The following is a 26400-nucleotide window of genomic DNA, read 5'->3' as shown; positions in this document are numbered from 1 at the left end:
CTGTCCAGTGACAGACAGCACGTATTGCATGGACACTTTCACCGAAAGGCGTCCAACCCGCTAAGATGAGCGACTCTTCAACAAGATGCAGACTCCAATGCCCAACGACGCACCCATCGGACCAGGCCGGCCCAAGGACCTGGCCAAACGCGAGGCGATCCTCGAAGCGGCCAAGACACTGTTCCTCAGCCTTGGCTATGCCAACACCAGCATGGATGCGGTCGCTGCGGCGGCAGGTGTTTCAAAACTCACGGTGTACAGCCACTTCAACGACAAGCAGACGCTGTTCTGCTCGGCGGTCATGGCAACCTGCCAGATCCAGCTACCGGACCTGCTGTTCGAGTACCCCGAGGGGGCACCGGTGGACGAGGTACTGCTGACCATCGCCCGTAACTTCCAGGCGCTGATCAGCAGTGACGAAGCAGTCAAGCTCAGCCGCCTGATCATGGCCCAAGGCAGCCTGGACCCAAGCTTTGGCGAGTACTTCTACGAAGCTGGGCCCAAGCGCGTGCTGGCGGGAATGGAAGCGCTGCTGCGCGGGGCGGATGAGCGCGGGTTGCTGCGCATCGACAACCCGTTGTGCGCCGCCGAGCACTTCTTCTGCCTGGTCAAGGGCGCACCGGATTATCGGTTGCTGCTCGGCTGCGCGGGGCCGTTGGAAGGGGATGAAGCCGAGGCGCATGTGCGGGAGGTGGTGGGGGTGTTCTTGCGGGCATATCGGCAATGAAGCAGTAATCAACTAATTTTTGAGCTTCTGCCCTTTTGAGATCACGCTCGCAAAGGGCAGATTGAATACATGTCTCCTCAGGCATTCACGTGTCGCGCCTTCTGAGCTCTGCTACCAAAACGTTTTGAACCATCACATCTCGTGATGACCCAGCGCCTCTCATACGGTTGTTAACTTGGTCCAATTCTCGAGTGAGCTCTTTCTGACCGAGTACATGTGCATGTTTTATCGTCAAATCTCTTTCCTGACTCAAAGAATTTTCAAATCGTTTTCCAGCGGCGCCATCCGGAGTCGAACCGTGCGACTGCACAAACCTACTACTTTTGAGGGGAGCCGAGCTTCTAGCAGGCTTAAAATTTTCAAGCATTTGATATTGCTCGGCAATTTCAGCATCAGAAAATAACTCCTCAAATGGAACTGCAGCAGATTTTTCCACAAAAGATTTTGAGGCAGCGGGACCTACGGGGCGATTTGTGCTTGCCGCTACTTTCTGCGCGGGGACGACTGTCTTCACTACCTTTGGTCTCTTCGGATTCAGCCCAAGCTGTTTTCTGATGAACTTCTCCCCCCAAAAATGCCCAGTCGGATCAGTGCGGTTAATGGGGTCTCCTGCACAATAGGCATACGCATTCAGCCCTCCGCCCCTAAACGGGCTCCAACTGTCCGGGCTGCAGAACCGCATCATTACAACGTTGAACTGCCTGTAGCCATTCCCCAGAAGATAGTTCCCGGTCACCGTCTCCGGTCGCTCGCCATTGAAAGCGAGCAATGAAAGGACGCCACCGCCTCGCGTGAGTTGGCCGTAGGGCGAATAGACCTGCGGTGCCGGGCGACCGCCTTCATGCATTGAAACTACTGAGCGCATCTGATCGCATGCTACCAATGCGTTAGCTAAGCCAGGCGTATTCTCGTTCTTTTGCGCCAAGAAATGGCCAGCTGCCTGAAGGGTGCGCCAATGGCCTTGGCGATTAATTTCAGTAGCCAGGAGGCCTTTACAATAGAAAAGCTTACTGCGACTTTGTTTGATATCAGGTACTGAGATCATGATGCGCAAGACCAACATGACAGCAATTTCCGATATGATTGCGCCTCGCGACACTCTTAACAACTGGCATATTTAACAGGTCCATTCAGGATCGATGTGCGTTACATACAATAAGAACTGAGCTGGCAGGCGGCACTTTAACCTGGCCGAGCGGGCTTGCCCGCGAACTATGTGACACGGTGCATGGCATCAACTCCGCCGGTGTTCGCGGGTAAAGGCAATACTGAGGTCAGGCCTTCAACGCCTTCTTCGGATAAATGTCATACCGGCTCGACTTGCCCTCCAGGCTGTGGCTCGGCTTCGGCCCGTCGATGATCGGCGCCTTGCGCGGCCGTTTCACCACCACCCGGTGGCTGGCAAGCGCCAAAGCGGCTTCGAGCAAGGCCGGGGCATCCAGGTCATCGCCGACCAGTGGCCGGAATACGCGCATCTCTTTTTTCACCAGCGCGCTTTTGTCCCGGTGCGGGAACATCGGGTCGAGGTAGATCACCTGCGGCGGCTCCCCTTCCCAGGCACGCATGCGCTCGATGGCATTGCCGGTCAGCAGGCGCATGCGCCCAACGATCGGGCCCACCTCGTCATCGGCCCGGGCCCGCGCCAGGCCGTCTTCCAGCAATGCGGCAATCAGCGGCTGGCGCTCGATCAGGGTCATCTGGCACCCCAGGCTGGCCAGCACGAACGCATCCTTGCCCAGCCCCGCCGTGGCATCGAGCACCTGCGGCCGTACGCCCTGGGCGATGCCCACCGCCTTGGCGATCATCTGGCCGTTGCCACCGCCAAACTGGCGCCGATGCGCGGCCTGGCCGTCGACGAAGTCCACCCGCACCGGCCCAGGCGCCTGCGGGCCCAGTTGCTGGATCTGCAAGCCTTCAGCGCCCACCTGCACGGCAAAACCCGCAGCATCGTCCTGCAGCGGCAGGCCCAGGCGCTCGGCCCACGCCGTAGCCTGTTGCGCATACTCTGCCGACATCGCTTCGACCCTGATACCCGCGCCTTGCTCTTCCATCGTCCACACCTAAAAAATCAAACCAAGCCCTTATGAATCGGCAACCACGGCCGATACAGGCAATATCCCGCTATTCTGCCAGAGCACAACGCGCGCGACTGCCATGACAGATACTCTTCCCATCGGTTTGACCTACCTGTCGCCTGTCGGCCACTACGGTCAACAGAATACCCAGACCCTCGGGGGCGTCAGCCACCTGTGGCAGGATTTCTTTGCCCGCGCCATGGCCGAGCAACAGGCAGAGGAAGCGGACAGCGTCAGCCAGTCGTTCGTCCAGTACGATCAGCACAGCGGCGAGCCGGTCGGCGGTGCCAGGGCGCTGGCGCTGATCGATGCCCAGCGTGCGCTGCCGGTGCACGACACCGAAATCGCACCGCCCGAGCCACTGTTCCTGCCCAAGGCCGAGCTGGAAGCCAACCTGCTGGAGCCCGCCGCCGAGCCGTTCAGCGCCATCGAGTTGATCGAACAGCAGCGTGAACTCGACCTGAGCAACAGCTGGTTGCGCCCGGTGGTCATGAGCCAGGGTCACCCACTTGCCGAGCCCGGCCCAGGCCCCTCCCCGCGCCCGCTGTTCCTGCCTATCGCCGAATTCGAGACGAACCTGCTGGACCCGGCCCCCGAACCCTTCGACGAAACCACGCTGGCCAAGCAGCAGAATGACCTGGCGTTCGACATCCACTGGGCGCGCCCGGTGGTGCTGAACAACGTTCGCGTTCACGCCTGAGGTTGCGCAAGCTCAGCGGCAGATCTGCCAGCGGCCCATATCGAGGTGGAAGTGATTGTGGTGCGCGGCGTTGTAGTCAGGCCCCAGCACGGTACTGAAGCGTTCACAGGCCACCTGCTGCACCTGACGAAGGAATTCAGCTTTCTGCCCCGCCGCCTGCCAGTCCCGAGCCAGTACGATGCGCTGCCCGTCCTGCAAGCGAAAACCACTGATGTCCAGGGCATTGGCGGTGGCGTGCTGACTGAGCCGGCCTTGTTTGCGGTGATAGACATTGCGGCAGGCAAAACTGCCCAGGTGGTCAACCTGCGTCACCCGCTGCCCCAATACTCGCTGCGCCACCGGTTGCAGCCCATGCTGCTCGAACAGCGCGTAGGCTACCGCCAACGGGCAACTGGCCAGGAAGCTGCTGCTGAGCCGCGCCTGGCCGCCCTCGATGCGCCATACGTTGCGCAGCGGGCAATTGGCCGAGGCCGGACTGTCGGCTTGCGCCCGGTACCGCAGATCGCTGGTTTCCAGTGCCTGACGGCATAGCGCGGGGTCATCGCGCAGGCGCGACAGCTTGAAGGTGGTGAGCAGGTTCGGCGGCTGGCGCACGTCCAGCGGCGCCCAGGGGTTCCAGGCAGCCGGCAGGCGCCAACCAAAATGCCAGACCAGGCCTGCCAGCAGCGACAGACCCAGCAGCAGTGCCAGCAAGGCACGCACGGCGATTCAGCGGCGGAACAGGTCGTTGAGCTGGGCGAAGGGCAGCGCCTGTTCACCGTAGCCGAACGTGCCCTCGTCACGAATCTCCAACGCGGCCCGGTGGAAAGCCCCCAGTGCCGCACGGGCCAGCGACGAGCCGACACTGATGCGGCGCACCCCAAGGTCTTGCAACTGGTTGACGCTCAGGGTCACGCCCGCCAGCCCCATCAGCACATTGACCGGCTTGGGCGCCACCGCCTGCACTACCGCGCGAATTTCTTCGACGGTGCGCAGCCCTGGCGCGTAGAGCACATCGGCCCCGGCCTCGGCATAGGCTTGCAGGCGCAGGATGGTGTCGTCCAGGTCCAGGCGCCCGTGCAGCAGGTTTTCGGCACGGGCGCACAGGGTGAACGGAAACGGCAGGCTACGCGCTGCCTGAACCGCCGCGCGTACGCGTTCTACAGCCAGGCCATGGTCATAGATAGGGGCTTCACTGCGCCCGCTGGCGTCTTCGATGGAACCCCCTACAAGACCCGCCTCGGCGGCCCGCAGGATGGTCTGTGCGCAGTCTTCGGGCAGGTCGCCGAAGCCGTTCTCCAGGTCGGCAGCAACCGGCAAGGCCGTGGCATCGACAATGGCCCCGGCGTTATCCAGGGTTTCGTCCAGGCTCAAGGCACCTTCGGCATCCGGTCGGCCCAGGCTGAACGCCAGGCCCGCGCTGGTCGTGGCCAGCGCCTCGAAGCCCAGGCTGGCCAGCAACTTGGCGGAGCCGGCATCCCACGGGTTGGGGATGACGAAGGCGCTGTCACGTTCGTGCAGTGCCTTGAAGGCTTCGGCTCGCAGGGTTTGCACATCCATGGTCTCAACCTCAGGCAGTCAGGAGTGGTCAGAGTAGTCCCAGTTGTTCGACCTCAGGGGCGCGTGGCAATTCCGGCAAAGGTGCAAGGCCAGGCAGGCGCTGCATCAGACGCTGATGAAAACGCTGGGCCAACGCCGCGGCCAGGCGGTTATCCGAGGTGTGCAGGAAGATGTAGGGGCTACGACCTTCCTCGACCCAACTGGCCACCTTGGCCACCCAGGGCGTCAGGAAGGCTTCATTGGCTTCAAGCTGCGGATGGCCAATGAAACGTATCTGCGGATGCTGGCTGAAGGCGGCCGGGCGTGGCGGCACCTTGGGCTTCTTGGCCTGGGCATGCAGCACGGCGGGCTCGCGCGAAGTGCAACTGAACAACGCCCGCGGGTCGAGGCAGATGCGCTCGACACCACGCTCGAGCAGCAGCCGGTTGAGCTGCCGCTCCTCTTCACCGCGCGCAAAAAAGGCCTCGTTGCGCACTTCGACGGCCAACGGCACGCCCACTTCATCCAGAAAACAGCTCAACTCTGCCAGGCGCGAAGGCCCGAATAGCGCAGGCAACTGCAGCCAGTAAGGCGATACCCGTTCACCCAGCGGTGCCATCAAACGGGTGAAGGCAGCGGCCGCGTCCAACTGGTCACGCAGGTCCCCCGCATGGCTGACCTCGCGGGGGAATTTGGCGGTGAAACGAAAGTGCGCCGGCATCGTCTGCGCCCAGCGTGCCACGGTGGCGGCTGCGGGGCTCGCGTAGAAGGTGGTATTGCCTTCGACCGCGTTGAACACCTGGCTGTACAGGCCAAGGTACTCAGCGGCTCGGGCATCGGCGGGGTACAGGTAGTCGCGCCAGGCGTTTTCGCTCCATGACGGACAACCCAGAAAATAAGGCAGAAGAGAAGGAATCATCCCTCAAATGTACAGGTCGAGCCCCAGTACTTCCATGTCCCAATCGGTAAAACCGGCCGTGCTCAGGTAGCTGGCCAACGCAGTGGCGGTACGTCGGTCACGGGCGCGAGGGAAGACCATGTCTTGCTGACGGGCTGGCAGGCCACCGCTGCGACGGCGAATGGCCGCCTCCTGGGCCAGTTCACCCTGCTCGCCGCTGTCGATGACGTCGGCATCTTCGATGGCCTCATCGCGCACCGACGCTTTGCGCGGTGTGCGCTTGATCGGGTAGGACTGCGATGAGAAACCGTCGATACGCATGGCGTGAACACTCAGAACCGATGATGGCAATTTAGCAGCATCAGGGTTCCGTCGCTAATGCTTGAGTGATAACTGGACCACAGTTCGCGCGAAAGGTTTTATCGTCATCGGCGATAACCGACGAACAACACTCAACGCTTCTTGGGTGTCGCTACATTATCGCGCAAGTACACAGGTTGCGCCTGCTCGGCGGCGATCGCCTCGCCGCGCGCCCAGGCAAAGCTGGCCAGGCTGAGGATATCCAGGGCATTGGGCAACGCCGCCGCATTGCTGGCGGCGACTTGCACAGCCAGGCGCTCGGCATAGCCCCAACCGGTACCGGCACCGAACCACTCGGCGCTGCTGGCGTCGGGCAGCGCCACGCGCTCGGGCGGCAGTACCGCTTCCTGGCCAACCAGGCGCATTTCGCCGGCGCTGGCCTGGTAACAGCCCCAGTACACCTCGTCCATGCGCGCATCGATGGCGGCCGCCACGTGCTGCGCACCCTGCTCGCGCAACGCACCTTGCGCCAGCGCGGCCAGATTGGACACCGGCAGCACCGGACGCTCAAGGGCGAACGCCAGGCCCTGGACCACACCGATGGCGATCCGCACGCCGGTGAAGGCCCCCGGGCCACGGCCGAACGCGATGGCATCCAGCGTATTCAAGGCCACCCCCGAGTCAGCCAGCAGCTGTTTGATCATCGGCAGCAACTTCTGCGCGTGCTGACGTGGGATCACCTCGTAATGGCTGGTTACCTTGCCGTCATGCAACAAGGCGACGGAACAGGCTTCGGTGGCGGTATCCAGGGCCAGCAGGGTGGTCATCGAACGGGTTTCCAGGTGCAGGGAAAAGAGCGCCAGTATAAACGACAACGGCCCGCAAGCGGGCCGTTGTGATGCAAGGCGATGGATCAGCTCAGGGCTGCCAGTACCTTGGCGGTGATAGCGTCGACCGAGCCGACACCTTCGATGTGGCTGTACTTCGGCTTACCAGCATTTGCAGCCGACAGCTTCTGGTAGAACTCGACCAGCGGCTTGGTCTGGGTGTGGTAGACCGACAGGCGATGACGCACGGTTTCTTCCTTGTCGTCGTCGCGCTGGATCAGCTCTTCGCCGGTCACGTCGTCCTTGCCTGCCACTTTCGGCGGGTTGTACTGAATGTGGTAGGTGCGGCCCGAGGCCAGGTGCACACGGCGACCGGCCATACGGCCAACGATTTCTTCATCGTCAACGGCGATTTCGACCACGGCGTCGATGTCGACACCGGCGGCGACCATGGCTTCGGCTTGCGGAATGGTCCGTGGGAAGCCGTCGAACAGGCAGCCGTTGGCGCAATCCGGCTGGGCGATGCGCTCCTTTACCAGGCTGATGATCAGATCGTCGGAGACCAGCTGGCCGGCATCCATGACTTTCTTCAGTTCCAGGCCCAGCGGGGTACCGGCCTTGACGGCGGCACGCAGCATGTCACCGGTGGAGATCTGTGGAATACCGAACTTCTCGGTGATGAACTTTGCCTGAGTACCTTTACCGGCCCCGGGAGCTCCCAGCAGAATTACGCGCATCTCGTGCTCCTCAAATTTTTTTATGAAATTCAATGGATTCGGCAACCAGGGCCAAGTCCGGAAAATCGGGTATGACCATAAATCGGTCAGAAGGCTGCTCAAGATACACAGCGCCCGGCAGCCAGACAAGCGTCCCAAAGTTGCAGGAATGCGCCACTTGCGACCTGCCCGGCAAGCGGTTGCGCTCAGCGCAACCGCCCTCCCCGTTCCTGATTGCCTCCCTCCTCACACCTGCGCCTGGCAAACCAGAGGCGGCCTCAGCCGGTGTTGCGCAGGCCCGCGGCAATACCCGCCACGGTGACCAGCAAGGCCTGTTCCAGCGGGCTGTCCAGAGCGGCTTCGCGCCTGCGCGAGCGCGCCAGCAGCTCGGCCTGAAGGCGGTGCAGCGGGTCCAGGTAAGTATTGCGCAGGCTGATGAATTCCAGGGTCTCGGGGCTGTGCGCCAGTAGCACCGGCTGCCCGGTCAAGCCCAGTACCACCTGGCAGGACTGCGACAATAGGTCGCGCAGGTGCACACCTAAAGGAAGCAGGTCCGGTTGCACCAGACGTTCGTCGTAGGCCTCGGCGATTTGTGCATCGGCCTTGGCCAGCACCATCTCCAGCATGTCGATACGGGTGCGGAAGAACGGCCATTGTTCGCGCATCTGCGCCAACAGTTCGCCCTGGCCGCGTTGCAAGGCATTGTTCAAGGCGGTTTCCCAGCCCAGCCAGGCTGGCAGCATCAGGCGCGTCTGGGTCCAGCCGAAGATCCACGGGATGGCCCGCAGGCTCTCGATGCCGCCGGCGCGGCGCTTGGCCGGACGGCTGCCCAAAGGCAGGCGCCCCAACTCCTGCTCCGGCGTCGACTGGCGGAAATACTCGACAAAATCGGGGTTGTCGCGCACCACGCTACGATACGCCTGCACCCCATCAGCAGCCAGTTGGTCCATCACCTCACGCCAGGCAGGCTGCGGCGGGGGTGGCGGTAACAAGGTGGCTTCCAGCACGGCCGCCAGGTACAGGTTGAGGTTTTGTTCGGCAATGCCAGGCAAACCGAACTTGAAGCGGATCATCTCGCCCTGCTCGGTGGTGCGGAACCGCCCAGCCACCGAGCCCGGTGGCTGCGACAGGATCGCCGCGTGCGCCGGGCCGCCGCCACGGCCAACGGTGCCGCCACGGCCGTGGAACAACAGCAACTCGACTTGATGCTCGCGGCAGATGCGCACCAGGTTTTCCTGGGCCCGGTACTGCGCCCAGGCGGCTGCGGTGGTGCCAGCGTCCTTGGCGGAGTCGGAATAGCCGATCATCACTTCCTGCGGGCCGCGCAGGCCGGCGCGATAGCCCGGCAGGCCAAGCAGGCGCTGCATCACCGGGCCGGCGTTGTCCAGGTCGGCCAAGGTCTCGAACAGCGGTACCACCCGCATCGGGCGGGTCAGCCCGGCTTCCTTGAGCAGCAGTTGCACCGCCAGCACATCCGACGCGGCACCGGCCATGGAGATGACGTAGGAGCCCAATGAAGCGGCCGGGGCCGCCGCAATTTCCCGGCAGGTGGCCAGCACCTCGGCGGTTTCCGCCTGGGGCTGGAAGTGCGCTGGCAGCAGCGGCCGGCGGTTTTTCAGTTCGGCCAGAAGGAACGCGATACGTTGCTCTTCATCCCAGTCGGCATAGCGCCCCAAGCCCAGGTAATCGGTGATCTCGGTCAGGGCATCGCGGTGCCGGGCAGCGTCCTGGCGCACGTCCAGGCGCCCCAGGTACAGGCCAAAGGTCACGGCCCGGCGCAGGCAGTCGAGCAGCGGCCCTTCGGCGATCACGCCCATGCCGCATTCATGCAGCGATTGATAGCACAGCTCAAGCGGCGCGATCAGGTCGCGGTTGTCCACCAGCACTTCGGCACCGGCGGGCTGGCTGCTGGTCAAGGCGGCATGCGCCCAGGCGCGGGTCGCCCGCAGGCGCTCACGCAATTGCTTGAGCACGGCGCGGTAAGGTTCGGCGCTGTCGCCGACTCGCTCACGCAGCGCGCTGCTGGCGTGTTGCATGGACAATTCTGCAGCCAAGGCGTCGATATCGCGCAGGAACAGGTCGGCCGCCATCCACCGCGCCAGCAACAGCACTTCGCGAGTGACTGCGGCCGTGACATTAGGGTTGCCGTCGCGGTCGCCGCCCATCCAGGAGGCGAAGCGGATCGGTGCGGCCTCCAGCGGCAGGCGCAGCCCCGTGGCATCGTGCAGCGCCTTGTCGACCTTGCGCAGGTGGTTGGGGATGGCCTGCCACAGGGAATGCTCGATCACCGCGAAGCCCCACTTGGCCTCGTCCACCGGGGTCGGCCGGGTACGGCGGATCTCTTCGGTGTGCCAGGCTTCGGCGATCAGCCGGCGCAGGCGCTCGCGCACCTGCTGGCGCTCGCCAGGGGTCAGGTCGCGATGGTCCTGGGCTGCCAACTGAGCGGCGATGGCGTCGTACTTCTGGATCAAGGTGCGCCGCGCGACCTCGGTGGGGTGGGCCGTCAGCACCAGCTGGATATCCAGCTTGGCCAACTGCCGGGCCAAGGCGTCGTTGCCGTGCCCGGCCTGCTTCAGGCGTGCCAGCAGCTCGGGCAGCACCCGCGCTTCGAATGGCTCTGGCTGGTCGGCATCGCGACGGCGGATCAACTGATACTGCTCGGCCATGTTGGCCAGGTTGAGAAACTGGTTGAACGCCCGGGCCACCGGCAGCAAGTCTTCATCGGCCAGGTCCGCCAGGGTCGAGCTCAATTGCTCGCCGGCCACCCGGCGGTCCGCCTTGGCGCTGTGACGAATGGCCTCGATCTTCTGCAAAAACGCATCGCCGTGCTGCTGACGAATGGTTTCGCCGAGCAACTCCCCCAACACATGGACATCTTCACGCAAACGCACATCGATATCGGTCATTGGCCCTCTCTGTGGCGCAGCCTTGGCGCACTCGTTCAGGAAACAGCACTGGGCCAAGAGTGCCCATAGCCAAGCGTCGATGGCAAGCGCCCAAGCCAAGCCGCGATCGGCAAAGCAAACTAAAGTGCAAGCAGAGCACTCCGATCCAATGCAGCCCTTCGAGGCGTAGACAGAGGTCATCATGAAAATCCGTGAACTCGCCCAGCACTGGGAACAGAATGCCGCAGGTACCCTGAGCCGTACCGGCCATGTACTGCATCTGGACCTGGAGTCGGAGGCGCGCCTGGCCGCGCTGATCGACATGTACCCCAAACGTACCGCCGAAGAACTGCTCGGCGAACTGGTGGCGGCAGCCCTTGAGGAACTGGAAGCCAGTTTCCCTTATGTACAGGGGCGCCAGGTCATCGCCACCGATGAAGAAGGTGACCCGTTGTTCGAAGACATCGGCCCTACCCCTCGCTTTCTGTCCTTGTCCCGTCGGCACCTGCATGAACTCAGCAGCACTGCTGACGACAGCGAAACATAACCACCCCCCTGTTCCGGGCCTGCAAGGCCCGGAATACCGCGCATGGCGCTGAAAGTTCCAGGCAAATCTCACTGACCAATCAGTCAGAAAAAGTTATCCGTCAACGGCACTTTTTTCTGAACTATTCGAAAAACGCCCGAGTCCGAGCAAATAGCCATCACGCTAAAACCCTGCACACTGCCCTCGTGCACCGTTCAGCTGAAGTACACGGCAACTGTCAGGGAATAAGCGATGGACTGCTACGGACATCGTCGTTATCAGGAGTGATCCAATGGAGCTGACCACCATGAAGACCCGCACTTTCAAACCGTCATCCACTCATGTGCGCGGGTTCAAGCTGGCCGCGCTGGCCCTGGGCAGTAGCCTGGTCCTGGCCGGCTGTGCGGGTAACCCGCCCACCGAGCAGTATGCCGTTACCCAGTCCGCCGTGAACTCTGCCGTCAGTGCCGGCGGTACCGAGTTCGCCGCCGTTGAAATGAAAGCGGCCCAGGACAAGTTCAAGCAGGCTGAAATCGCCATGCATGACAAGAAGTACGACGACGCCAAGCGTCTGGCCGAACAAGCCGAATGGGACGCCCGCCTCGCCGAACGCAAGGCTCAGGCGGCCAAGGCCCAGAAGGCCGTGCAGGATGCCCGCCAGGGCGTTCAGGACGTACGTGAGGAAGGCCTGCGCAGCGCTCAATGAGCCCTGCCCGACTTCCCTTAGCCTTCGCACTCGATCAAAGGATGAACACTATGCGCAAACACGTCATGATTCCCGCCCTGCTGGCCCTGAGCGTCGGTCTTGCTGCCTGCTCGCACGACCCGAACGCCAACCTTGAATCGGCCCGCACCAACTTCTCCGCGCTGCAGAGCGACCCGCAGTCGACCAAGGTCGCGGCGCTGGAAACCAAGGATGCCCAGGACTGGCTGAACAAGGCCGACAAGGCCTATATGGATCGCGAGGACCAGAAAAAGGTCGACCAACTCGCTTACCTGACCAACCAGCGGGTCGAGGTCGCCAAGCAGACCATCGCCCTGCGCACCGCCGAAGGCGAACTGAAAAACGCCTCCGCCCAACGCGCCCAGGCCAAACTGGATGCCCGTGATGCGCAGATCGCCAAACTGCAGGACAGCCTCAATGCCAAGCAGACCGACCGCGGTACGCTGGTCACCTTCGGCGACGTGCTGTTTGACTTCAACAAGGCCGTGCTCAAGAGCAACGCCTACCCTAACGTGACCAAGCTGGCCCAGTTCCTTCAGGAGAACCCGGAGCGCAAGGTGATCGTAGAGGGCTACACCGACAGCGTCGGCTCGGCCAACTACAACCAGACCCTCTCCGAGCGCCGCGCCGCTGCCGTGCGCATGGCGCTGGTACGTGCAGGCGTAGACCCAGCACGCATCGTCGCTCAGGGCTACGGCAAGGAGTACCCGGTGGCTGACAACGGCAGCAACTCGGGCCGTGCGCAGAACCGTCGGGTAGAGGTGACCATCTCCAACGACAACCAGCCGGTGGCACCGCGCTCGGTGAGCCAGGCGCAGTAAGGCTGGCTAGTTGAAAGAAAAAACCCCGCCTTGATGGCGGGGTTTTTCATTGGTCTGCCCGCGAAAGGTCAGGTGCAGCAACGCAGATTGCAGCTCACTGCACCTGCTGCGGTGTGTCCTCGCCCATGCAACGCACCGCACGCTTGCGGTCGTCGACCAACACGCCGGTCAGGCCTTTCTGTTGGGTATCGAACAGCACCAGCACACCGTCCACGCACTGGGCCACCTGTGGCGCCGGGTCGAGCGATACTTTGTAATCCTCGCCTGGCAGGGTCTTGAGCATGGTGAAATCCTGCAGCAACAGGGCATCTTCAGGCTTGGCGAAATGCAGGTAACCGTAGTACCAGAGGGCCCCCACCGTCACGATGATGCTGCCGACGCCGGTCAGGATCAGCGGGATGGCGTTGCGTTCTTCACTCATTGCTTGTTCTTCTCGTCAGGGTAATTGGGCACTTCGGCAAGCCGCCGCAGGCCGTTGAAATGACTCGGGTCGTCCAGAAAGCGCAGCATCACCTGGCGCCACACCGGGTCGGCGAAGGTCTGCACATGGCCACCACGGGTCAGTTGCAGTACCCGCGGCGGTGGCGCGTGCTGGTACAGGCGGATGCCGTTATCCATCGGCACCAGGTGGTCGTCGATACTGTGGAAGAACAGCTTCGGCGGGCCGTCCAGGCGCTCGACCGAACGGATCGCACTGTCACCGTCGGGCACCAGCCACGACAGCGGCACCTGCAATGGCCAGGTCATCCACGACGTACTTAGGGCGAACCGCCCGACCGCACGGTAGCTGGCCGGCACGCCATCGAACACCAGTGCGCTGAAGCGCTGGCGCTGTTCGGGGTGGGCCGCCAGGTAGTGGATGGCCATGGCGCCGCCCAGGCTCTGCCCCAGCAGCACCAGCGGCTTGCCCTTGACCTCGGGCGCCTGGTCCAGCCAGCCCAAGGCCGCCGCAATGTCCTGGTAGACCTCCGGCAAACCCGGTTTGCCCTGAGACAACCCATAACCCCGGTAGTCGACCATCAGTACCTGGTAACCCTGCTCCGGCAGCCAGTAGCTGCCCCCCAGATGGCCGGCCAGGTTGCCGCCGTTGCCATGCAGGTGCAACACCGTGCCCTTGACCTCGACCCCGGCCTTGGCCGGCAGCCACCAGCCATGCAGACGCACACCGTCGGCGGTGGTCAGAGTAACGTCCCGGTATTCCAGCTTGGCCCGTTCCGGTGTGAACGGTTGGCCCGGCTCGGGGTAGAACAGCAGGCTGCTGCACCCGCTCAGGCCCAGCAGGAGCACACCGAGTACCAGCAGGCGGCAGCGTTCAGAGAATGTTCGCGTAGTCGGCTTCAATGCGATCCAGGCTCAGGTGGTTGAGGAAGTTGGAGAAGCACATCCAGGCCGACAGCGCGTTGAGGTCGCGGAACTGTTCGGGCAAGTACTTAGGCGGTTCCACCAGCCCTTCCTCGACCAGTTGGCGCAGGGTACGCATGTCTTCCAGGGTGGTCTTGCCGCAGAACAGCAGCGGGATCTGCTCGAGTTTGCCCTTCTTCACGGCCAACTGAATGTAGTTGTAAACCATGATGAAGCCCTTGAGGTAGGACAAGTCCTTGGTGAATGGCAGCCCATTGGGCACCGAGCCGCGGAACACCCGGCTGGCGTTGCTGTAGCTCTGCGCCATTTCGAAGCCCTGGGCGCGGAAGAACTCGAACACCTGAAGGAAATCGGCGCCTTCCTCGACCATGTGGATGGCGCGTGTGCGGTTGGTGAGCTTGCGCAGGCGGCTGGGGTAAGAGGCGAAGGCAATTACCTCCATGAGAATCGCCAGCCCTTCCTGCGTCACCGTCGACGAGGGTGGCCCTTTGGCCAGGAAGGTGCAAATCGGCTGGTTGAGGCCGTTGAGCGTGGTACCGACATGCACCAGCCCCTCATGCACCTCCAGCGCACGCACGTCGCGGCTGTTGAACATGGCGTCGGCGCGCACCTTGATGTAGTCGGCACCTGCCGCTGCGTCGGCGACGATGCCGTCGGACTCGAACACACGGATGGTTTCTTCGGCTTCACCGAACACCTTGTTCAGGCGGCGCTGGAGGATGTCTACGGCCTCCTTGGCGGTGAGGTTCTTGGGCTCGTCCTTGAGGTCGCCACGGCCATCGATGTTGTTCAGGTAGTCCGAGAGCATCAGGCCCAGGTCGGCCAGGGTCGGGTCACCGGCATGGAAGGCGTCGGAGGCGGCGCCGTAGAGCTCCTGCGAGATCAGCCCGAAGTCTTCGGTGCCACGCGCCTCGAGCATGCGCACCACCATGCGGTACTCCTTGCACATGCGCCGCATGATCTGCCCGACGGGGTTGAACTGGCCCAGCCGGCGGGTGATGTCGCGCTCGATGCTCTGGAACTCGGCCTTGACCGCACTGGAGTCGAACGACAACGGGCGCGACTGGTAATAGGCGCGGTCTACGGCAGGTGGCTCTTTGCCCTTGGCCTTGAGGAAGCCGTGGCGGATGTTGTCGTCCCACTTCACCGCGTCGAGCACACGAATGGGGGTCTGCGCCGCGACGATGCGGTCGGACAGTGCACGGATGGTCTGTTGGTACTCGTCCACTGAGGACTCCTTGCTAGAGGGCAGTACAGGCAACTACTTGCCGCTGCGCTGGAAGCGCGCCACCTCGACGAACAGGTCGGAGTTGGCCGGGTCGTCCAGATAGGCCAGCACCCGCGCCGATGGGCTGTCGATCAGCACGCCCTCACCATTGTCTTCCGGCACCTCGGTGCTGCGCCCGGTCAGTTCTTTCTTCTCGACAGCCTGCTGCACCTGCTCGACATCGAGGTTGTACACCACCAGTTCCTTGCCATCGATGACTTCGAAACCGCCAATCAGGAAATTACCGCCCAGGCGCTTGGGCACGCCGGCCGAGAGGTACCAGCGATTGCCGTGGCGCGACACGGTGAACACATACTCTTCGGGGGCCTTGCCCTTGGCCGTGGCCACGGCCTTGTAGGCATCGCCGCCACTGCGGCTGATCGCAAGTTTCAGCGGCTCGCCCCAGGCGTCCTTGCTGCTCCATTTGCCGAGCAGAGCCTTGGGCGCGGCCTGGTTGCTCGGCAACGGCTCGTGAAAGGTCACCAGACAACCGCCCAGCAGCAGGAATGACAGAGTCAACAACACCACACGCCAGGCTTTCATCAGGTTCTCCTTGAAAATTCAGGTCTGTGCTCAGGCCGATGCCAACACCAGGTGCAGGTAACGGGTAAGCATAGCGAGCATCTGCCCATCGGCTTGCGCGTTCGCATCCTTGAGCAGGCCCTGATATTCCATCTGCTCGATAATCGCCGTCAACATCTGGGCGTCCTGTTCCGGTTGCCGCGACCCGACCACCTGCAGCAACTGTCGGGTACCGTGCAGAAGGATCTGCTCGTGGGCGCACACCAGTTCGGCCAGGCGTGGGCACAGCAGCGCCTCCTGGCGGAACGCCTGCTCGGCCATGAGGAAGTCGCGGCGATTGAGCAACTGGCGGGACACATAGTCAGCGGTCATGCGCGCCACTTCGTCGGCCAGCCGCGCCCTCGCCTGCGAGCTGCCATCGCCCTGGGCCAGCATCTGGCGCAGCACTACCTCGGTGTTGGCCCAGAGCTTGGCCATGTAGGCGGCGCTGCGCTCGACGTACTGGGCGAAGGTATCGGTGAGCAGGTCCTCGATGTCCTTGAAGTAATAGGTGGTGGCCGACAATGGCACACCCGCCTCGGCGGCCACCGCGCGGTGGCGCACACCACGTACACCATCGCGCACGACGATGCGCATGGCGGCGTCGAGGATCAGTTGGCGGCGCTGCTCGCTGCCTTGGCGGGCAGTCTTGCGGCCTTGGTATTGCACGCTTTCGGCGACGGCGGTGGCGATGCCGGCGGCGCCTTGCGGGGCGATTACGGGGGACACGGGGTTACCTCACGGACGGTGTGCTGGCTGCGCCGGCGCTTTTGCGGCTACAGGTAACATAAAGCTTCAGGCACGAAAAAGCCGCCCCTAGAGGCGGCTTTCTCAGATCACTCAGGCCTGCGGACGCATATGTGGGAACAGGATCACATCGCGAATCGACGGCGAGTTGGTCAGCAGCATCACCAGGCGGTCGATGCCGATACCTTCACCGGCGGTCGGCGGCATGCCGTACTCCAGGGCACGGACGAAGTCGGCATCGTAGTGCATGGCTTCGTCGTCACCGGCATCCTTCTCGGCCACCTGGGCCAGGAAGCGCTCGGCCTGGTCTTCGGCATCGTTGAGCTCGGAGTAGGCGTTGGCGATCTCGCGGCCACCGATGAACAGCTCGAAGCGGTCGGTCACGGCCGGGTTCTGGTCGTTGCGACGGGCCAGCGGCGAGACTTCGAACGGGTATTCGGTGATGAAGTGCGGCTGCTCCAGCTTGTGCTCGACCAGCTCTTCGAAAATCATCACCTGCAACTTGCCCAGGCCTTCATGGCCGAGCACCTTGGCACCGGCTTTCTTGGCGATGTCACGGGCCTTGTCGACGTCCTGCAGGTCGGCGGCGGTCAGCTCGGGGTTGTACTTGAGGATCGAGTCGAATACCGACAGGCGCACGAACGGCTCGCCAAAGTGGAACACCTTGTCGCCGTACGGGACGTCGGTGCTGCCCAGCACCAGCTGTGCCAGCTCGCGGAACAGTTCCTCGGTGAGGTCCATGTTGTCGTTGTAGTCGGCATAGGCCTGGTAGAACTCGAGCATGGTGAACTCGGGGTTATGCCGGGTCGAAACGCCTTCGTTACGGAAGTTGCGGTTGATCTCGAAGACCTTCTCGAAACCACCCACCACCAGGCGCTTGAGGTACAGCTCCGGTGCGATGCGCAGGAACATGGCCATGTCCAGGGCGTTGTGGTGGGTTTCGAACGGCTTGGCCGCGGCGCCGCCGGGGATGGTCTGCAGCATCGGCGTTTCGACTTCGAGGAAGTCGCGCTCGATCAGGAACTTGCGGATGTGCGAGATCACCTGCGAGCGAACGCGGAAGGTGTGGCGGGTTTCTTCGTTGACCATCAGGTCGACGTAACGCTGACGGTAGCGCTGTTCGGTGTCGGTCAGGCCGTGGTGCTTGTCGGGCAGCGGGCGCAGCGACTTGGTCAGCAGGCGCACGTTGGTCATTTCGACGTACAGGTCGCCCTTGCCGGAACGGGCCAGGGTGCCTTCGGCGCTGATGATGTCGCCCAGGTCCCAGGTCTTGACGGCGGCCAGGGTTTCTTCTGGCAGGGTCTTGCGGTTGACGTAGACCTGAATACGGCCGGTCATGTCCTGGATGACCATGAACGAGCCACGGTTGAGCATGATGCGCCCGGCAACCTTGACCGGAATCGCTGCAGCTTCCAGTTCTTCCTTGGTCTTGTCGGCGTACTGCTTCTGCAGGTCGTTGCAGTAGCTGTCGCGACGGAAGTCATTGGGGAAGGCATTGCCCTTGGCGCGCTCTGCGGCAAGTTTTTCCTTGCGCAGGGCGATCAGGGCGTTTTCTTCCTGTTGCAGGTCTTGCGGTGCGCTATTGAGGTCGCTCATGTGGTCACATCTTCCATCAGGGAATTCATTGCCCTCGCCCGCAGGCGAGGGTCTTCTCAGCAGGAGTGAAGCTTACAGGCCCTGTTTCAGGCTGGCTTCGAGGTATTCGTCGATGTCGCCGTCGAGCACCTTGTTGCAGTCGCTGCGCTCAACGTTGGTGCGCAGGTCCTTGATCCGCGACGCGTCGAGCACGTACGAGCGGATCTGGTGGCCCCAACCAATGTCCGACTTGCTGTCTTCCAGGGCTTGGGAAGCGGCGCTGCGCTTCTGCATTTCCAGCTCGTACAACTTGGCCCGCAGCATTTTCATGGCGGTGTCTTTGTTGGCGTGCTGGGAGCGTTCGTTCTGGCAGCTGACCACGGTGTTGGTCGGCACGTGGGTGATACGTACCGCCGAGTCGGTGGTGTTGACGTGCTGGCCACCGGCGCCGGAGGAGCGGTAGGTGTCGATGCGCAGGTCGGACGGGTTGATCTCGATCTCGACCTTGTCGTCGATCTCGGGCGATACGAACACGGCCGAGAACGAGGTGTGGCGACGGGCGCCGGAGTCGAACGGGCTCTTGCGCACCAGGCGGTGCACGCCGATTTCGGTACGCAGCCAGCCGAAGGCGTATTCGCCTTTGATGTGCACGGTTGCGCCCTTGATACCGGCGACTTCACCTTCGGACAGTTCCATGATGGTGGCATCGAAGCCGCGCTTGTCCGCCCAGCGCAGGTACATGCGCAACAGGATGTTGGCCCAGTCCTGGGCTTCGGTGCCGCCGGAACCGGCCTGGATGTCCAGGTAGGCGTTGTTCATGTCCATCTCGCCGCTGAACATGCGGCGGAATTCCAGTTTGGCGAGGGAGTCTTCCAGGCGCTGCAGTTCGGCGACCACGTCGTCGACGGTGCCTTCGTCGTTCTCTTCGACGGCCATGTCCAGCAGGTCGCGGCAATCGTTCAGGCCACCGGCGAGTTCATCCAGTGTGCCGACGATGGTTTTCAGCGACGCAAGCTCACGGCCCAGTTCCTGGGCGTACTCGGGCTTGTTCCAGACGCTGGGGTCTTCCAGCTCGCGGTTGACTTCGATCAGGCGGTCATGCTTGTGATCGTAGTCAAAGATACCCCCGAATGGACTGGGAACGCTCGGTGAGGTCCTTGATGGTGTTCAGGATCGGTTGGATTTCCATGGGGGGAGGCTCTCGTGCGAATTCGGTGAAAAGCCTGCGAGTATAACTGAGTCAGACGCGGGGCGGCAGACCCGCCGGGCGGTAGGTTTGGGGGATTTACGATGTGTTGGGCCATAGGCTTTCGGCGCCAGAGAGATCGAGCGCCGCGCGAGCGGCGCTCGATCTCGCCCTCAGGCAATCCCCACCTGATTACGCCCGCTGTTCTTGGCCTGGTACAAGCCCTTGTCCGCCGCCGAAATCAGCTGCCGGCAATGCCCGCCAACCGCCGGCGTCTGCGTCGCCAGGCCAATGCTCACGGTCAACCGCGCATCAGCCGCCGGCGCCGTATGGGCAATACCTAACCCCACCACGGTCTGGCGCAATTTCTCGGCAATCAGCCGCGCGCCACCCGGGGACGTATTGGGCAGCACCAGGGCAAACTCCTCGCCCCCATAGCGCGCCGGCAGGTCAGTCGGCCGCGAACACGAGCCGCGAATCGCTTCGGCCACCTGGCGCAACGCCTCGTCACCCGCCAGGTGGCCGAAATTATCGTTGTAGGCCTTGAAGTAGTCGACGTCGATCATCAGCAACGACAGCTGCTGCTGCTCGCGCATGGCCCGGCGCCACTCCAGCTCCAGGTACTCGTCGAAATGGCGCCGGTTGGAAAGCCCGGTCAGGCCATCGGAATTCATCAGCCGCTGCAGCATCAGGTTGGAATCGAGCAACTGTTGCTGGCTCACGCGCAGGGCGCGGTAGGCTTCGTCACGCTGGAGCAAGGTCAGGTAGGAGCGCGAGTGGTAGCGAATACGCGCCACCAGCTCGATGTTGTCCGGCAACTTGACCAGGTAGTCGTTGGCCCCCGCAGCAAACGCCGCGCTCTTGACCAGCGGGTCTTCCTTGGTCGACAGCACGATGATCGGGATATCCTGGGTGGCGGGGTTGTTGCGGTACTCGCGCACCAGGGTCAGCCCATCCAGGCCCGGCATGATCAGGTCCTGCAGGATGACCGTCGGCTTGATGCGCATGGCCTGCGCCACGGCCTGGTGCGGGTCGGCGCAGAAGTGGAAGTCGATGTTGTCTTCGTGGGCCAGGCCACGACGCACCGCTTCGCCGATCATCGCCTGATCGTCGACCAACAGGACCATCGCCGAGTTTTCATTGGCGGTCGCGAAACCTTCGATCGGTAGATCATTCATCCCTATTCACCTGATCACTGCCGGCCAGGCGGCGTGATTCAATACATATCGTCATTTTGCAAAGAATTCCATCAAGCGCCCGGCTATTCGCTCCAGCGGGCGGATTTCCACCGCCGCGTCGATCGCTGCGGCGGCCTTGGGCATGCCGTACACGGCACTGCTGGCCTGGTCCTGGGCGATGGTCAGGAAACCTTGCTGGCGCATCAGTTTCAGGCCTTGGGCACCATCGCGGCCCATGCCCGTGAGCAGCACACCTACAGCATCGCCGCTCCAGTAGCGCGCCACGCTCTCGAAGAACACATCGATCGAGGGCCGGTAGATTTCGTTGACGGGTTCGGCAGTGTAGGCCAGCTGGCCGTTTTTCAGCAGGCGGATATGGTGGTTGGTGCCCGCCAGCAACACCTGCCCCGGTTGCGGCGGCTCGCCCTCGCAGGCCAGGCGCACCGGCAGGCCTGCCGCGCTGCTGAGCCATTCGGCCATGCCGGCGGCAAACACCTGGTCGACATGCTGGACCAGCACGATGGCCGCCGGAAATGCAGGGGGCAAGCCCTTGAGCAGCACCTCCAGGGCAGCCGGGCCGCCCGCCGACGAGCCGATGGCCACCAGCCCGCGCCGCTGTGACGCTTCGCGCAAGGGCGTGGCAACCGGGCGCGCGGCCGGCGCGCGCTGCTGGCCGATCAGCCAACTGATATTGAGGATCTTGCGCAGCAACGGCGCCGCCGCCTCACGGGCATCGCCCGCCCCCAAGGCCGGGGTATCGACCACATCCAAGGCGCCATGGCCCATGGCCTCGAATACCCGGTGCACGTTCTGTTTGCGGTCGACCGTGACGATCACGATGGCGCAGGGGGTTTCGGCCATGATCCGCCGCGTCGCCTCCACCCCGTCCATCACCGGCATGATCAGGTCCATGAGGATCAGGTCGGGCAACTGCTCGGCGCAGCGCTGCACCGCCTCGGCGCCGTTGCCCGCCACCCAGATCACCTGGTGCGCAGGCTCGAAGGCCAGCGCCCGGCGTAACGCCTCGACCGCCATGGGCATGTCATTGACGATGGCGACCTTCATCCCTGAGCACCTCCGATCAGCTCCACCACAGCATCCAGCAACGCATCGTCGTGGAAACTGGCCTTTGCCAAATAGTAGTCGGCGCCAGCGTCCAGGCCACGCCGTCGGTCTTCCTCACGGTCCTTGTACGACACCACCATCACCGGCAGCGATTGCAAGCGCTGGTCGCGGCGCACCAGGGTGACCAGCTCGATGCCATCCATGCGCGGCATGTCGATATCGGTGATCAACAAGTCGAAGTCGTCGCCGCGCAAGGCGTTCCAGCCGTCCATGCCATCTACCGCCACCGCCACGTCGTAACCGCGGTTGCCCAGCAGCTTGCGCTGCAGCTCGCGCACGGTGAGCGAGTCATCGACCACCAGGATGCGTTTGCGCACTGCACCCCGGGCGCCACTGCTGCCCCGCTCGATGCGCTCCAGGCTGCCGGTACTGAGCAGTTTTTCTACCGAGCGCAGCAGGTCTTCGACGTCGATGATCAACACCACCGAGCCGTCGTCGAGCAAGGCGCCGGACGAGATATCCTGGACCTTACCCAAGCGCGGATCGAGGGGCATCACCACCAGCACCCGCTCACCGATCAAGCGCTCCACGGCAACCCCATAGAGTTGCTCGCGTTCGCGAATAACCACCACCCGCAGGCTGCGCTCATCGTCCTGCCCTGCCGGGCGGTTGAGCAACTGGCTTGCCGCCACCAGGCCGATGTGCCGCCCTTCGTGCCAGAAGTGCTGGCGCCCTTCGATCTGCACGATCTGTTCGGCGGTCACCTCCAGGGTGCGTTCGATATGCGCAAGCGGGAAGGCATACGCTTCGCCGCCCACTTCCACCACCAGGCTGCGCACCACCGAGAGGGTCAGCGGCACCTGCAGGTGGAAGCGGCAGCCCTGCCCCGCCGATTGCGTCAACTCGATCGAGCCGCGCAGCTCGCGGATCATGTGCTGCACGGCATCCAGGCCAACCCCGCGCCCAGACACCTCGGTCACGGTGTCGCGCAGGCTGAAACCGGGCAGGAACAGGAACGTCATCAGCTCCGCCTCGCTCATCCGGGCCACCGTGTCGGCCGGCGACATGGCACGCTCGACGATCGCGCTGCGCAGGCGCTCCAGGTCGATACCGGCGCCATCGTCGATCAGCTCAAGGCTGAGCATGCCGGCCTGGTGCGAGGCGCGCAGGCGAATCACGCCCTCCTGCGCCTTGCCTGCCAGCAGGCGCCGCTCGGGCAGTTCGATGCCGTGGTCGACCGCATTGCGCAGCAGGTGGGTCAGCGGTGCTTCGAGTTTTTCCAGCACATCGCGGTCGACCTGGGTCTTTTCGCCTTCGATGACCAGGCGCACCGGCTTGCCCAGGGAGCGCCCAAGGTCACGGACCATGCGGCTCTGCCCGGCCAGTACGTCAGCGAAAGGCCGCATCCGGCAGGCCAGGGCCGTGTCATAGAGCAACTGCGCGCGCTGGCTGGCCTGCCAGCCGAATTCGTCAAGGTCGGCGGCCTGCTGCTGCAAAATCTGCTGGGTTTCGGCCAACAGGCGCTGGGTCTGGGCCAGGGCTTCGAGCACTTCGCTGCTCTGGCCACTGTCTTCCAGTTGCATGCGCAAACCATCGAGGGCCTGCATGCCTTGGCCATGCATGCGCTTGAGGCGCTGCAAGGTGGCCAGGTAAGGCTTGAGCCGCTGGGTTTCCACCAGCGACTTGCTGGACAGGTCGAGCAAGCTGTTGAGGCGGTCGGCGGTGACCCGCAGCACCCGCTCTGCGCCTTCGCCAGCGCGTTTGCCAGCCTTGCGCCGTGGCACGGGTTCAAGCTCGAATTCCACCTCCATGGCCTCGGGTGCCAGCGGCAAGGGCTCGACGGGCGTGGATTGTACAGGCGCTGCCGGCAATGCCGTTGGCATTGGCACCGGCGCGGCGCCTGGGTCCAGCAGGCTGGCCATCTGCGCGAGGAACACCGGCAGCGTCGCTTGCGCGGCGGTGTCGCCTGGCGTGGCGATGCGCATCAACAGGTCGGTGCCCTGCAGCAACGCATCAATATGCTCGGCGCTCAGCCGCAAGCGGCCTTCCTGGGCAGCCACCAGGCAGTCTTCCATTACATGGGCAACGCTGACGCCAGCGTCTACCCCGACAATGCGCGCGGCCCCCTTCAGGGAGTGGGCCGCGCGCATGCAGGCTTCCAGCTGGTCGGCCTGGGTGGGATTGCGCTCCAGGGCCATCAGGCCGGCGCTGAGTACCTGGGTCTGCGCCTCGGCTTCCAGGCTGAACAGCTCGAGCAACGATGCGTCGCGCATTTGCTCTGGGGTCATGACAGGCTCCGCTGCACGGCAGACAGTAATTGTTGATCGTCCAGCACGCGCACGCTGCGGCCACGCCACTGCAGCACCGCTGCGGTGAAGCGCGTGGTGTCCTGGCCGCTGTCCAGCAACGCCGGGTCAAGCCGATGAATGCCGTCGATCTCTTCGACTGCCATCACCACCGGCCCACCTTCGGCGGCCAGAATCAGCATGCGCGGCATCTCGCGGCCGCTGCGCTGTTGCCCGGCAGTCGGTTGCACCCCCAGCAGGTCAGCCAGCGAAAGGCATGGCACCAACGCGCCACGCACGTTGGCGACGCCTTGTAATACCCGCGAACGCTGGTGCGGTAGCGAATGCACTGCCTGCAAGGGGGCGATCTCTGCCAGGCAGGCGGTCGCCAGGGCCAGCCATTCTTCGCCGAGCCTGAACAACAGCAGGGAGTGGCCGACTGATTGCTCGGCGGCTTGCGCCGCAACGGCCTGGTCATCCTGCAGCAGAGCGTAACGGTCGAGCAGGCGCGTGGCGGCAGCGGCATAGACGTCGCAGTTGCGGCAATGGATGTGCTGCTCCAGCAGCGGGCACTGTTTGTCACCGTGCACGCCGATGCGGTTCCAGCAGTCGTCGATGCGCTCGTCGGCCTGGGCAAGCAGTTGCATCGCGGATTCACCCCTCATCGTTCAGACTCCCGACCGACCCGTGCGGCACGCGCCTGCAAACGCTGCGCACCGGCCAGGTCGCCCTGGGCCGCGAGCAACGCCGCCAGGTGTACCAGGGCCTCGGGGTGCTGCGGTTCGAGGTACAGAGCCTTGCGATAATGGGTAAGCGCCTGGCCGGCATCGCCTTCGGTATCGCTGAGCAACCCCAGCCAGTAGTAAACCTGCGCGGTCGGCGCGAACTGGCTCAAGTAACGCTGGCAAGCGGCGCGCGCCTGCGCACTGGCACCGGCGTTGGCATGCTGGGCAATGCTGGCCAGCAATTCGGCCTCGCTCTCGCCCTTGCTGTCGTGCGCCAGCGACGCCTTGGCAGTGGCCACAAGGGGCCGCAACGGCCGCGTCAGTGACGGGGGCGGGGGCGGGGGCGGGTACACGGGCATGGCCAAAGGCGGCAGCGTGCGCCTGACGGGTGGCGCGGGTGGCACGGCGACCGGCGCGCTGTCGCCCTCCTGGCGCACGTAGGCGAATGACTGCGCAATGCCCAACGGGCGCATCCCCAGCCGCGCCAGCAAGCTGCCTTCGGCAGGCCCGATGAACAGCACGCCCTGCGTGTGAGTCAGGCGCTTGAGCACCTCGAACACGCGCTGCTGGGTGGGCACGTCGAAATAGATCAACAGGTTGCGGCAGAACACGAAATCGTACAGGCCATCGCGGCTGGCCAGTGCCGGATCCAGCACATTGCCTACCTGCAGGCTGACCTGCTGGCGCACCCGGCCCTGCAAGCGGTGGCCGTCATCGAGCGCATCGAAAAAGCGCTCGCGAAAACCCAGGTCGCTGCCGCGAAAGGCATTGCGCCCGTAGACCGCCTGTTCGCCCTTGGCCACCGAAATGGGGCTGATGTCGATGCCATCGATCATGAACGAGCCAGGGCTCATGCCGCCATCCAGCAGCGCCATGGCCAGTGAATAGGGTTCTTCGCCGGTCGAGCACGGCAGGCTGAGCAGCCGCACCGGGCGTGCGCCGGCCAGTTGGGCCAGGCGTTTATGGGCAAGCCCGACCAGGGCCGTGAACGATTCGGGGTAACGGAAGAACCAGGTCTCGGGGACGATGACTGCCTCGATCAAGGCCTGTTGCTCGTCCGCCGATTGCTGCAGGCGCAGCCAGTAATCGTCCAGGTCTGCCGCGTTCACGGCAACGCAGCGCTGGCGCAAGGCGCGCTCGACCATGGACGCCCCCACCGACTCCACATCCAGGCCGATACGCTCGCGCAGGTAGCGGAAGAAACGCTGTTCAGTCATGTCGGCACTCCTTGCCCTGGTGCACCGCTGTGATCGGCAAACACCAGCTCGCGCACGGCGTCCGTCAGCAGGTCATCGACTTCGATCAGTTGCAACAGGCCCAGGTGGTCCTGGCGCACCGGGCCCAGGTAGGGGGCGTCGGCATTGTCCAGGCCATACGGCTGGAAGTCTTCGCGGCGGCAGCGCAAGGTTTCGGTCGCCTGCTCAAGGATCAGCCCGAGTTGCAGGTTGCCCCGGTAACGCACCAGCACCAGACGCGTGCTGGTACGTTGCGCTGCGGCCTGGCCAAAGCTCAGCGCCGACAGGTCGACCACCGGCACCAGCGCGCCGCGGTGCGCGAGAATACCCGCGACCCACGCCGGCGCCTGGGCGATCGGCTTCAGCGGCCGACGCGGCAGCACCTCGACCACCTCGTGCACGTCCAGGGCAAAGCGCTGATCAGCGATGCGAAACAGCAGGTACAACGTGCCCTTGGCGTCGCCCGCCGGCGCGGCGTGGGGTTGCAAGTCGTTCAT

The 26400-nt window shown here is 63.7% G+C and carries 27 protein-coding genes; 5 read left to right on the top strand and 22 right to left on the bottom strand.

Features of this window, described 5'->3' with window-relative positions; translation table 11 throughout:
- Positions 1–85 precede the first annotated feature (85 nt).
- Positions 86–727, top strand: coding sequence for a TetR/AcrR family transcriptional regulator (locus NP534_RS07945; protein WP_274098374.1), 642 nt, complete (start codon positions 86–88; stop codon positions 725–727).
- Positions 728–812: 85 nt separating this feature from the next.
- On the opposite strand, the gene NP534_RS07940 is transcribed toward NP534_RS07945, so the two are convergent.
- Both NP534_RS07940 and NP534_RS07935 read right to left on the bottom strand, forming a co-directional pair.
- A complete protein-coding gene (locus NP534_RS07940) occupies positions 813–1790 on the bottom strand; it encodes an RHS repeat-associated core domain-containing protein (RefSeq protein ID WP_274098373.1) in 978 nt (325 codons plus the stop codon).
- A 211-nt stretch (positions 1791–2001) separates the two neighbouring features.
- The gene (locus NP534_RS07935; RefSeq protein WP_274098372.1) at positions 2002–2778 is read right to left on the bottom strand and encodes a class I SAM-dependent methyltransferase; all 777 of its coding nucleotides are present in this window, start codon (positions 2776–2778) and stop codon (positions 2002–2004) included.
- 103 nt (positions 2779–2881) lie between these two features.
- On the opposite strand from NP534_RS07935, the gene NP534_RS07930 reads away from it, so the two are divergent.
- The gene (locus NP534_RS07930; RefSeq protein ID WP_033700909.1) at positions 2882–3502 is read left to right on the top strand and encodes a hypothetical protein; all 621 of its coding nucleotides are present in this window, start codon (positions 2882–2884) and stop codon (positions 3500–3502) included.
- Positions 3503–3514: 12 nt separating this feature from the next.
- On the opposite strand, the gene NP534_RS07925 is transcribed toward NP534_RS07930, so the two are convergent.
- The 7 genes from NP534_RS07925 to ppc all read right to left on the bottom strand — a co-directional run bounded on the left by NP534_RS07925 (position 3515) and on the right by ppc (position 10667).
- Positions 3515–4204 (bottom strand): extensin-like domain-containing protein, encoded by a 690-nt coding sequence (locus NP534_RS07925; protein WP_274098371.1) that lies wholly within the window; start codon positions 4202–4204, stop codon positions 3515–3517.
- 6 nt (positions 4205–4210) lie between these two features.
- Positions 4211–5041 (bottom strand): isocitrate lyase/PEP mutase family protein, encoded by an 831-nt coding sequence (locus tag NP534_RS07920; RefSeq protein ID WP_274098370.1) that lies wholly within the window; start codon positions 5039–5041, stop codon positions 4211–4213.
- Positions 5042–5069: 28 nt separating this feature from the next.
- A complete protein-coding gene (locus tag NP534_RS07915) occupies positions 5070–5939 on the bottom strand; it encodes a DUF72 domain-containing protein (protein ID WP_274098369.1) in 870 nt (289 codons plus the stop codon).
- 3 nt (positions 5940–5942) lie between these two features.
- A complete protein-coding gene (locus NP534_RS07910) occupies positions 5943–6239 on the bottom strand; it encodes a hypothetical protein (RefSeq protein ID WP_274098368.1) in 297 nt (98 codons plus the stop codon).
- Between the two features lie 131 nt (positions 6240–6370).
- Entirely contained in the window at positions 6371–7045 is a 675-nt protein-coding gene (tsaB, locus tag NP534_RS07905) for a tRNA (adenosine(37)-N6)-threonylcarbamoyltransferase complex dimerization subunit type 1 TsaB (protein ID WP_274098367.1), read from the bottom strand.
- A gap of 86 nt (positions 7046–7131) precedes the next feature.
- A complete protein-coding gene (gene adk / locus NP534_RS07900; RefSeq protein WP_274098366.1) occupies positions 7132–7782 on the bottom strand; it encodes an adenylate kinase in 651 nt (216 codons plus the stop codon).
- Between the two features lie 257 nt (positions 7783–8039).
- Positions 8040–10667, bottom strand: coding sequence for a phosphoenolpyruvate carboxylase (gene ppc / locus NP534_RS07895; protein ID WP_274098365.1), 2628 nt, complete (start codon positions 10665–10667; stop codon positions 8040–8042).
- A gap of 181 nt (positions 10668–10848) precedes the next feature.
- On the opposite strand from ppc, the gene NP534_RS07890 reads away from it, so the two are divergent.
- The 3 genes from NP534_RS07890 (at position 10849) to NP534_RS07880 (ending at position 12717) form a co-directional block, all read left to right on the top strand.
- Positions 10849–11193, top strand: coding sequence for a pilin assembly protein (locus NP534_RS07890; RefSeq protein WP_033701512.1), 345 nt, complete (start codon positions 10849–10851; stop codon positions 11191–11193).
- Between the two features lie 271 nt (positions 11194–11464).
- Complete coding sequence (locus tag NP534_RS07885) at positions 11465–11878, top strand: DUF4398 domain-containing protein (RefSeq protein WP_027595759.1); 414 nt, start codon at positions 11465–11467, stop codon at positions 11876–11878.
- Between the two features lie 50 nt (positions 11879–11928).
- On the top strand, positions 11929–12717 hold the full coding sequence (locus tag NP534_RS07880; RefSeq protein ID WP_274098364.1) for an OmpA family protein: 789 nt from the start codon (positions 11929–11931) through the stop codon (positions 12715–12717).
- Between the two features lie 94 nt (positions 12718–12811).
- On the opposite strand, the gene NP534_RS07875 is transcribed toward NP534_RS07880, so the two are convergent.
- The 13 genes from NP534_RS07875 to NP534_RS07815 form a co-directional block, all read right to left on the bottom strand.
- Positions 12812–13138: a hypothetical protein gene (locus NP534_RS07875; RefSeq protein ID WP_033700920.1), complete on the bottom strand. Its 327-nt coding sequence runs from the start codon at positions 13136–13138 to the stop codon at positions 12812–12814.
- Positions 13135–14058 carry an alpha/beta hydrolase gene (locus NP534_RS07870; protein ID WP_274098363.1) on the bottom strand — a complete coding sequence of 308 codons (924 nt, stop codon included), beginning with the start codon at positions 14056–14058 and terminating at the stop codon, positions 13135–13137. The genes NP534_RS07875 and NP534_RS07870 overlap by 4 nt, the downstream gene beginning before the upstream one ends.
- Positions 14030–15307: a flavohemoglobin expression-modulating QEGLA motif protein gene (locus NP534_RS07865; RefSeq protein ID WP_033700922.1), complete on the bottom strand. Its 1278-nt coding sequence runs from the start codon at positions 15305–15307 to the stop codon at positions 14030–14032. The genes NP534_RS07870 and NP534_RS07865 overlap by 29 nt, the downstream gene beginning before the upstream one ends.
- Positions 15308–15340: 33 nt before the next feature.
- Positions 15341–15889, bottom strand: coding sequence for a hypothetical protein (locus tag NP534_RS07860; RefSeq protein ID WP_274098362.1), 549 nt, complete (start codon positions 15887–15889; stop codon positions 15341–15343).
- Positions 15890–15919: 30 nt separating this feature from the next.
- A complete protein-coding gene (locus NP534_RS07855) occupies positions 15920–16624 on the bottom strand; it encodes a TetR/AcrR family transcriptional regulator (RefSeq protein ID WP_274098375.1) in 705 nt (234 codons plus the stop codon).
- Positions 16625–16747: 123 nt separating this feature from the next.
- Complete coding sequence (gene lysS / locus NP534_RS07850; protein WP_274098361.1) at positions 16748–18250, bottom strand: lysine--tRNA ligase; 1503 nt, start codon at positions 18248–18250, stop codon at positions 16748–16750.
- A gap of 72 nt (positions 18251–18322) precedes the next feature.
- A protein-coding gene (gene prfB / locus NP534_RS07845; protein ID WP_274098360.1) for a peptide chain release factor 2 occupies positions 18323–19418 on the bottom strand; the annotation gives its coding sequence in 2 pieces (ribosomal slippage) (positions 18323–19345 and positions 19347–19418; 1095 coding nt in all).
- A 170-nt stretch (positions 19419–19588) separates the two neighbouring features.
- On the bottom strand, positions 19589–20593 hold the full coding sequence (gene wspR / locus NP534_RS07840; RefSeq protein WP_274098359.1) for a Wsp signal transduction system regulator diguanylate cyclase WspR: 1005 nt from the start codon (positions 20591–20593) through the stop codon (positions 19589–19591).
- Positions 20594–20644: 51 nt separating this feature from the next.
- Positions 20645–21658 carry a Wsp signal transduction system protein-glutamate methylesterase WspF gene (gene wspF, locus NP534_RS07835; RefSeq protein ID WP_274098358.1) on the bottom strand — a complete coding sequence of 338 codons (1014 nt, stop codon included), beginning with the start codon at positions 21656–21658 and terminating at the stop codon, positions 20645–20647.
- On the bottom strand, positions 21655–23946 hold the full coding sequence (locus NP534_RS07830) for a hybrid sensor histidine kinase/response regulator (protein ID WP_274098357.1): 2292 nt from the start codon (positions 23944–23946) through the stop codon (positions 21655–21657). The genes wspF and NP534_RS07830 overlap by 4 nt, the downstream gene beginning before the upstream one ends.
- The gene (locus NP534_RS07825) at positions 23943–24608 is read right to left on the bottom strand and encodes a chemotaxis protein CheW (RefSeq protein ID WP_186662961.1); all 666 of its coding nucleotides are present in this window, start codon (positions 24606–24608) and stop codon (positions 23943–23945) included. Before NP534_RS07825 ends, NP534_RS07830 begins: the two co-directional genes overlap by 4 nt.
- Entirely contained in the window at positions 24605–25885 is a 1281-nt protein-coding gene (locus tag NP534_RS07820; RefSeq protein WP_274098356.1) for a CheR family methyltransferase, read from the bottom strand. The genes NP534_RS07825 and NP534_RS07820 overlap by 4 nt, the downstream gene beginning before the upstream one ends.
- The gene (locus tag NP534_RS07815) at positions 25882–26400 is read right to left on the bottom strand and encodes a chemotaxis protein CheW (protein ID WP_274098355.1); all 519 of its coding nucleotides are present in this window, start codon (positions 26398–26400) and stop codon (positions 25882–25884) included. The genes NP534_RS07820 and NP534_RS07815 overlap by 4 nt, the downstream gene beginning before the upstream one ends.

This window comes from Pseudomonas sp. 39004 (genome assembly GCF_028682155.1).
In the GTDB taxonomy this organism is placed as follows: domain Bacteria; phylum Pseudomonadota; class Gammaproteobacteria; order Pseudomonadales; family Pseudomonadaceae; genus Aquipseudomonas; species Aquipseudomonas capeferrum.
Note: the sequence above shows the minus strand (reverse complement) of the source record. Positions and strands in the feature narration are given on the sequence as shown.

What these genes read in the sequence shown, in the direction of transcription:
- NP534_RS07820 (WP_274098356.1), bottom strand. Translation starts at nt 25,885, where the DNA reads ATGACTGAACAGCGTTTCTTCCGCTACCTGCGCGAGCGTATCGGCCTG.
- NP534_RS07890 (WP_033701512.1), top strand. Translation starts at nt 10,849, where the DNA reads ATGAAAATCCGTGAACTCGCCCAGCACTGGGAACAGAATGCCGCAGGT.
- adk (WP_274098366.1), bottom strand. Translation starts at nt 7,782, where the DNA reads ATGCGCGTAATTCTGCTGGGAGCTCCCGGGGCCGGTAAAGGTACTCAG.
- NP534_RS07940 (WP_274098373.1), bottom strand. Translation starts at nt 1,790, where the DNA reads ATGTTGGTCTTGCGCATCATGATCTCAGTACCTGATATCAAACAAAGT.
- NP534_RS07920 (WP_274098370.1), bottom strand. Translation starts at nt 5,041, where the DNA reads ATGGATGTGCAAACCCTGCGAGCCGAAGCCTTCAAGGCACTGCACGAA.
- wspF (WP_274098358.1), bottom strand. Translation starts at nt 21,658, where the DNA reads ATGAAGGTCGCCATCGTCAATGACATGCCCATGGCGGTCGAGGCGTTA.
- ppc (WP_274098365.1), bottom strand. Translation starts at nt 10,667, where the DNA reads ATGACCGATATCGATGTGCGTTTGCGTGAAGATGTCCATGTGTTGGGG.
- NP534_RS07930 (WP_033700909.1), top strand. Translation starts at nt 2,882, where the DNA reads ATGACAGATACTCTTCCCATCGGTTTGACCTACCTGTCGCCTGTCGGC.
- NP534_RS07880 (WP_274098364.1), top strand. Translation starts at nt 11,929, where the DNA reads ATGCGCAAACACGTCATGATTCCCGCCCTGCTGGCCCTGAGCGTCGGT.
- NP534_RS07915 (WP_274098369.1), bottom strand. Translation starts at nt 5,939, where the DNA reads ATGATTCCTTCTCTTCTGCCTTATTTTCTGGGTTGTCCGTCATGGAGC.
- NP534_RS07860 (WP_274098362.1), bottom strand. Translation starts at nt 15,889, where the DNA reads ATGAAAGCCTGGCGTGTGGTGTTGTTGACTCTGTCATTCCTGCTGCTG.
- NP534_RS07945 (WP_274098374.1), top strand. Translation starts at nt 86, where the DNA reads ATGCAGACTCCAATGCCCAACGACGCACCCATCGGACCAGGCCGGCCC.
- tsaB (WP_274098367.1), bottom strand. Translation starts at nt 7,045, where the DNA reads ATGACCACCCTGCTGGCCCTGGATACCGCCACCGAAGCCTGTTCCGTC.
- NP534_RS07910 (WP_274098368.1), bottom strand. Translation starts at nt 6,239, where the DNA reads ATGCGTATCGACGGTTTCTCATCGCAGTCCTACCCGATCAAGCGCACA.
- NP534_RS07885 (WP_027595759.1), top strand. Translation starts at nt 11,465, where the DNA reads ATGGAGCTGACCACCATGAAGACCCGCACTTTCAAACCGTCATCCACT.
- wspR (WP_274098359.1), bottom strand. Translation starts at nt 20,593, where the DNA reads ATGAATGATCTACCGATCGAAGGTTTCGCGACCGCCAATGAAAACTCG.
- NP534_RS07825 (WP_186662961.1), bottom strand. Translation starts at nt 24,608, where the DNA reads ATGAGGGGTGAATCCGCGATGCAACTGCTTGCCCAGGCCGACGAGCGC.
- NP534_RS07815 (WP_274098355.1), bottom strand. Translation starts at nt 26,400, where the DNA reads ATGAACGACTTGCAACCCCACGCCGCGCCGGCGGGCGACGCCAAGGGC.
- NP534_RS07830 (WP_274098357.1), bottom strand. Translation starts at nt 23,946, where the DNA reads ATGACCCCAGAGCAAATGCGCGACGCATCGTTGCTCGAGCTGTTCAGC.
- NP534_RS07875 (WP_033700920.1), bottom strand. Translation starts at nt 13,138, where the DNA reads ATGAGTGAAGAACGCAACGCCATCCCGCTGATCCTGACCGGCGTCGGC.
- NP534_RS07935 (WP_274098372.1), bottom strand. Translation starts at nt 2,778, where the DNA reads ATGGAAGAGCAAGGCGCGGGTATCAGGGTCGAAGCGATGTCGGCAGAG.
- lysS (WP_274098361.1), bottom strand. Translation starts at nt 18,250, where the DNA reads ATGAGCGACCTCAATAGCGCACCGCAAGACCTGCAACAGGAAGAAAAC.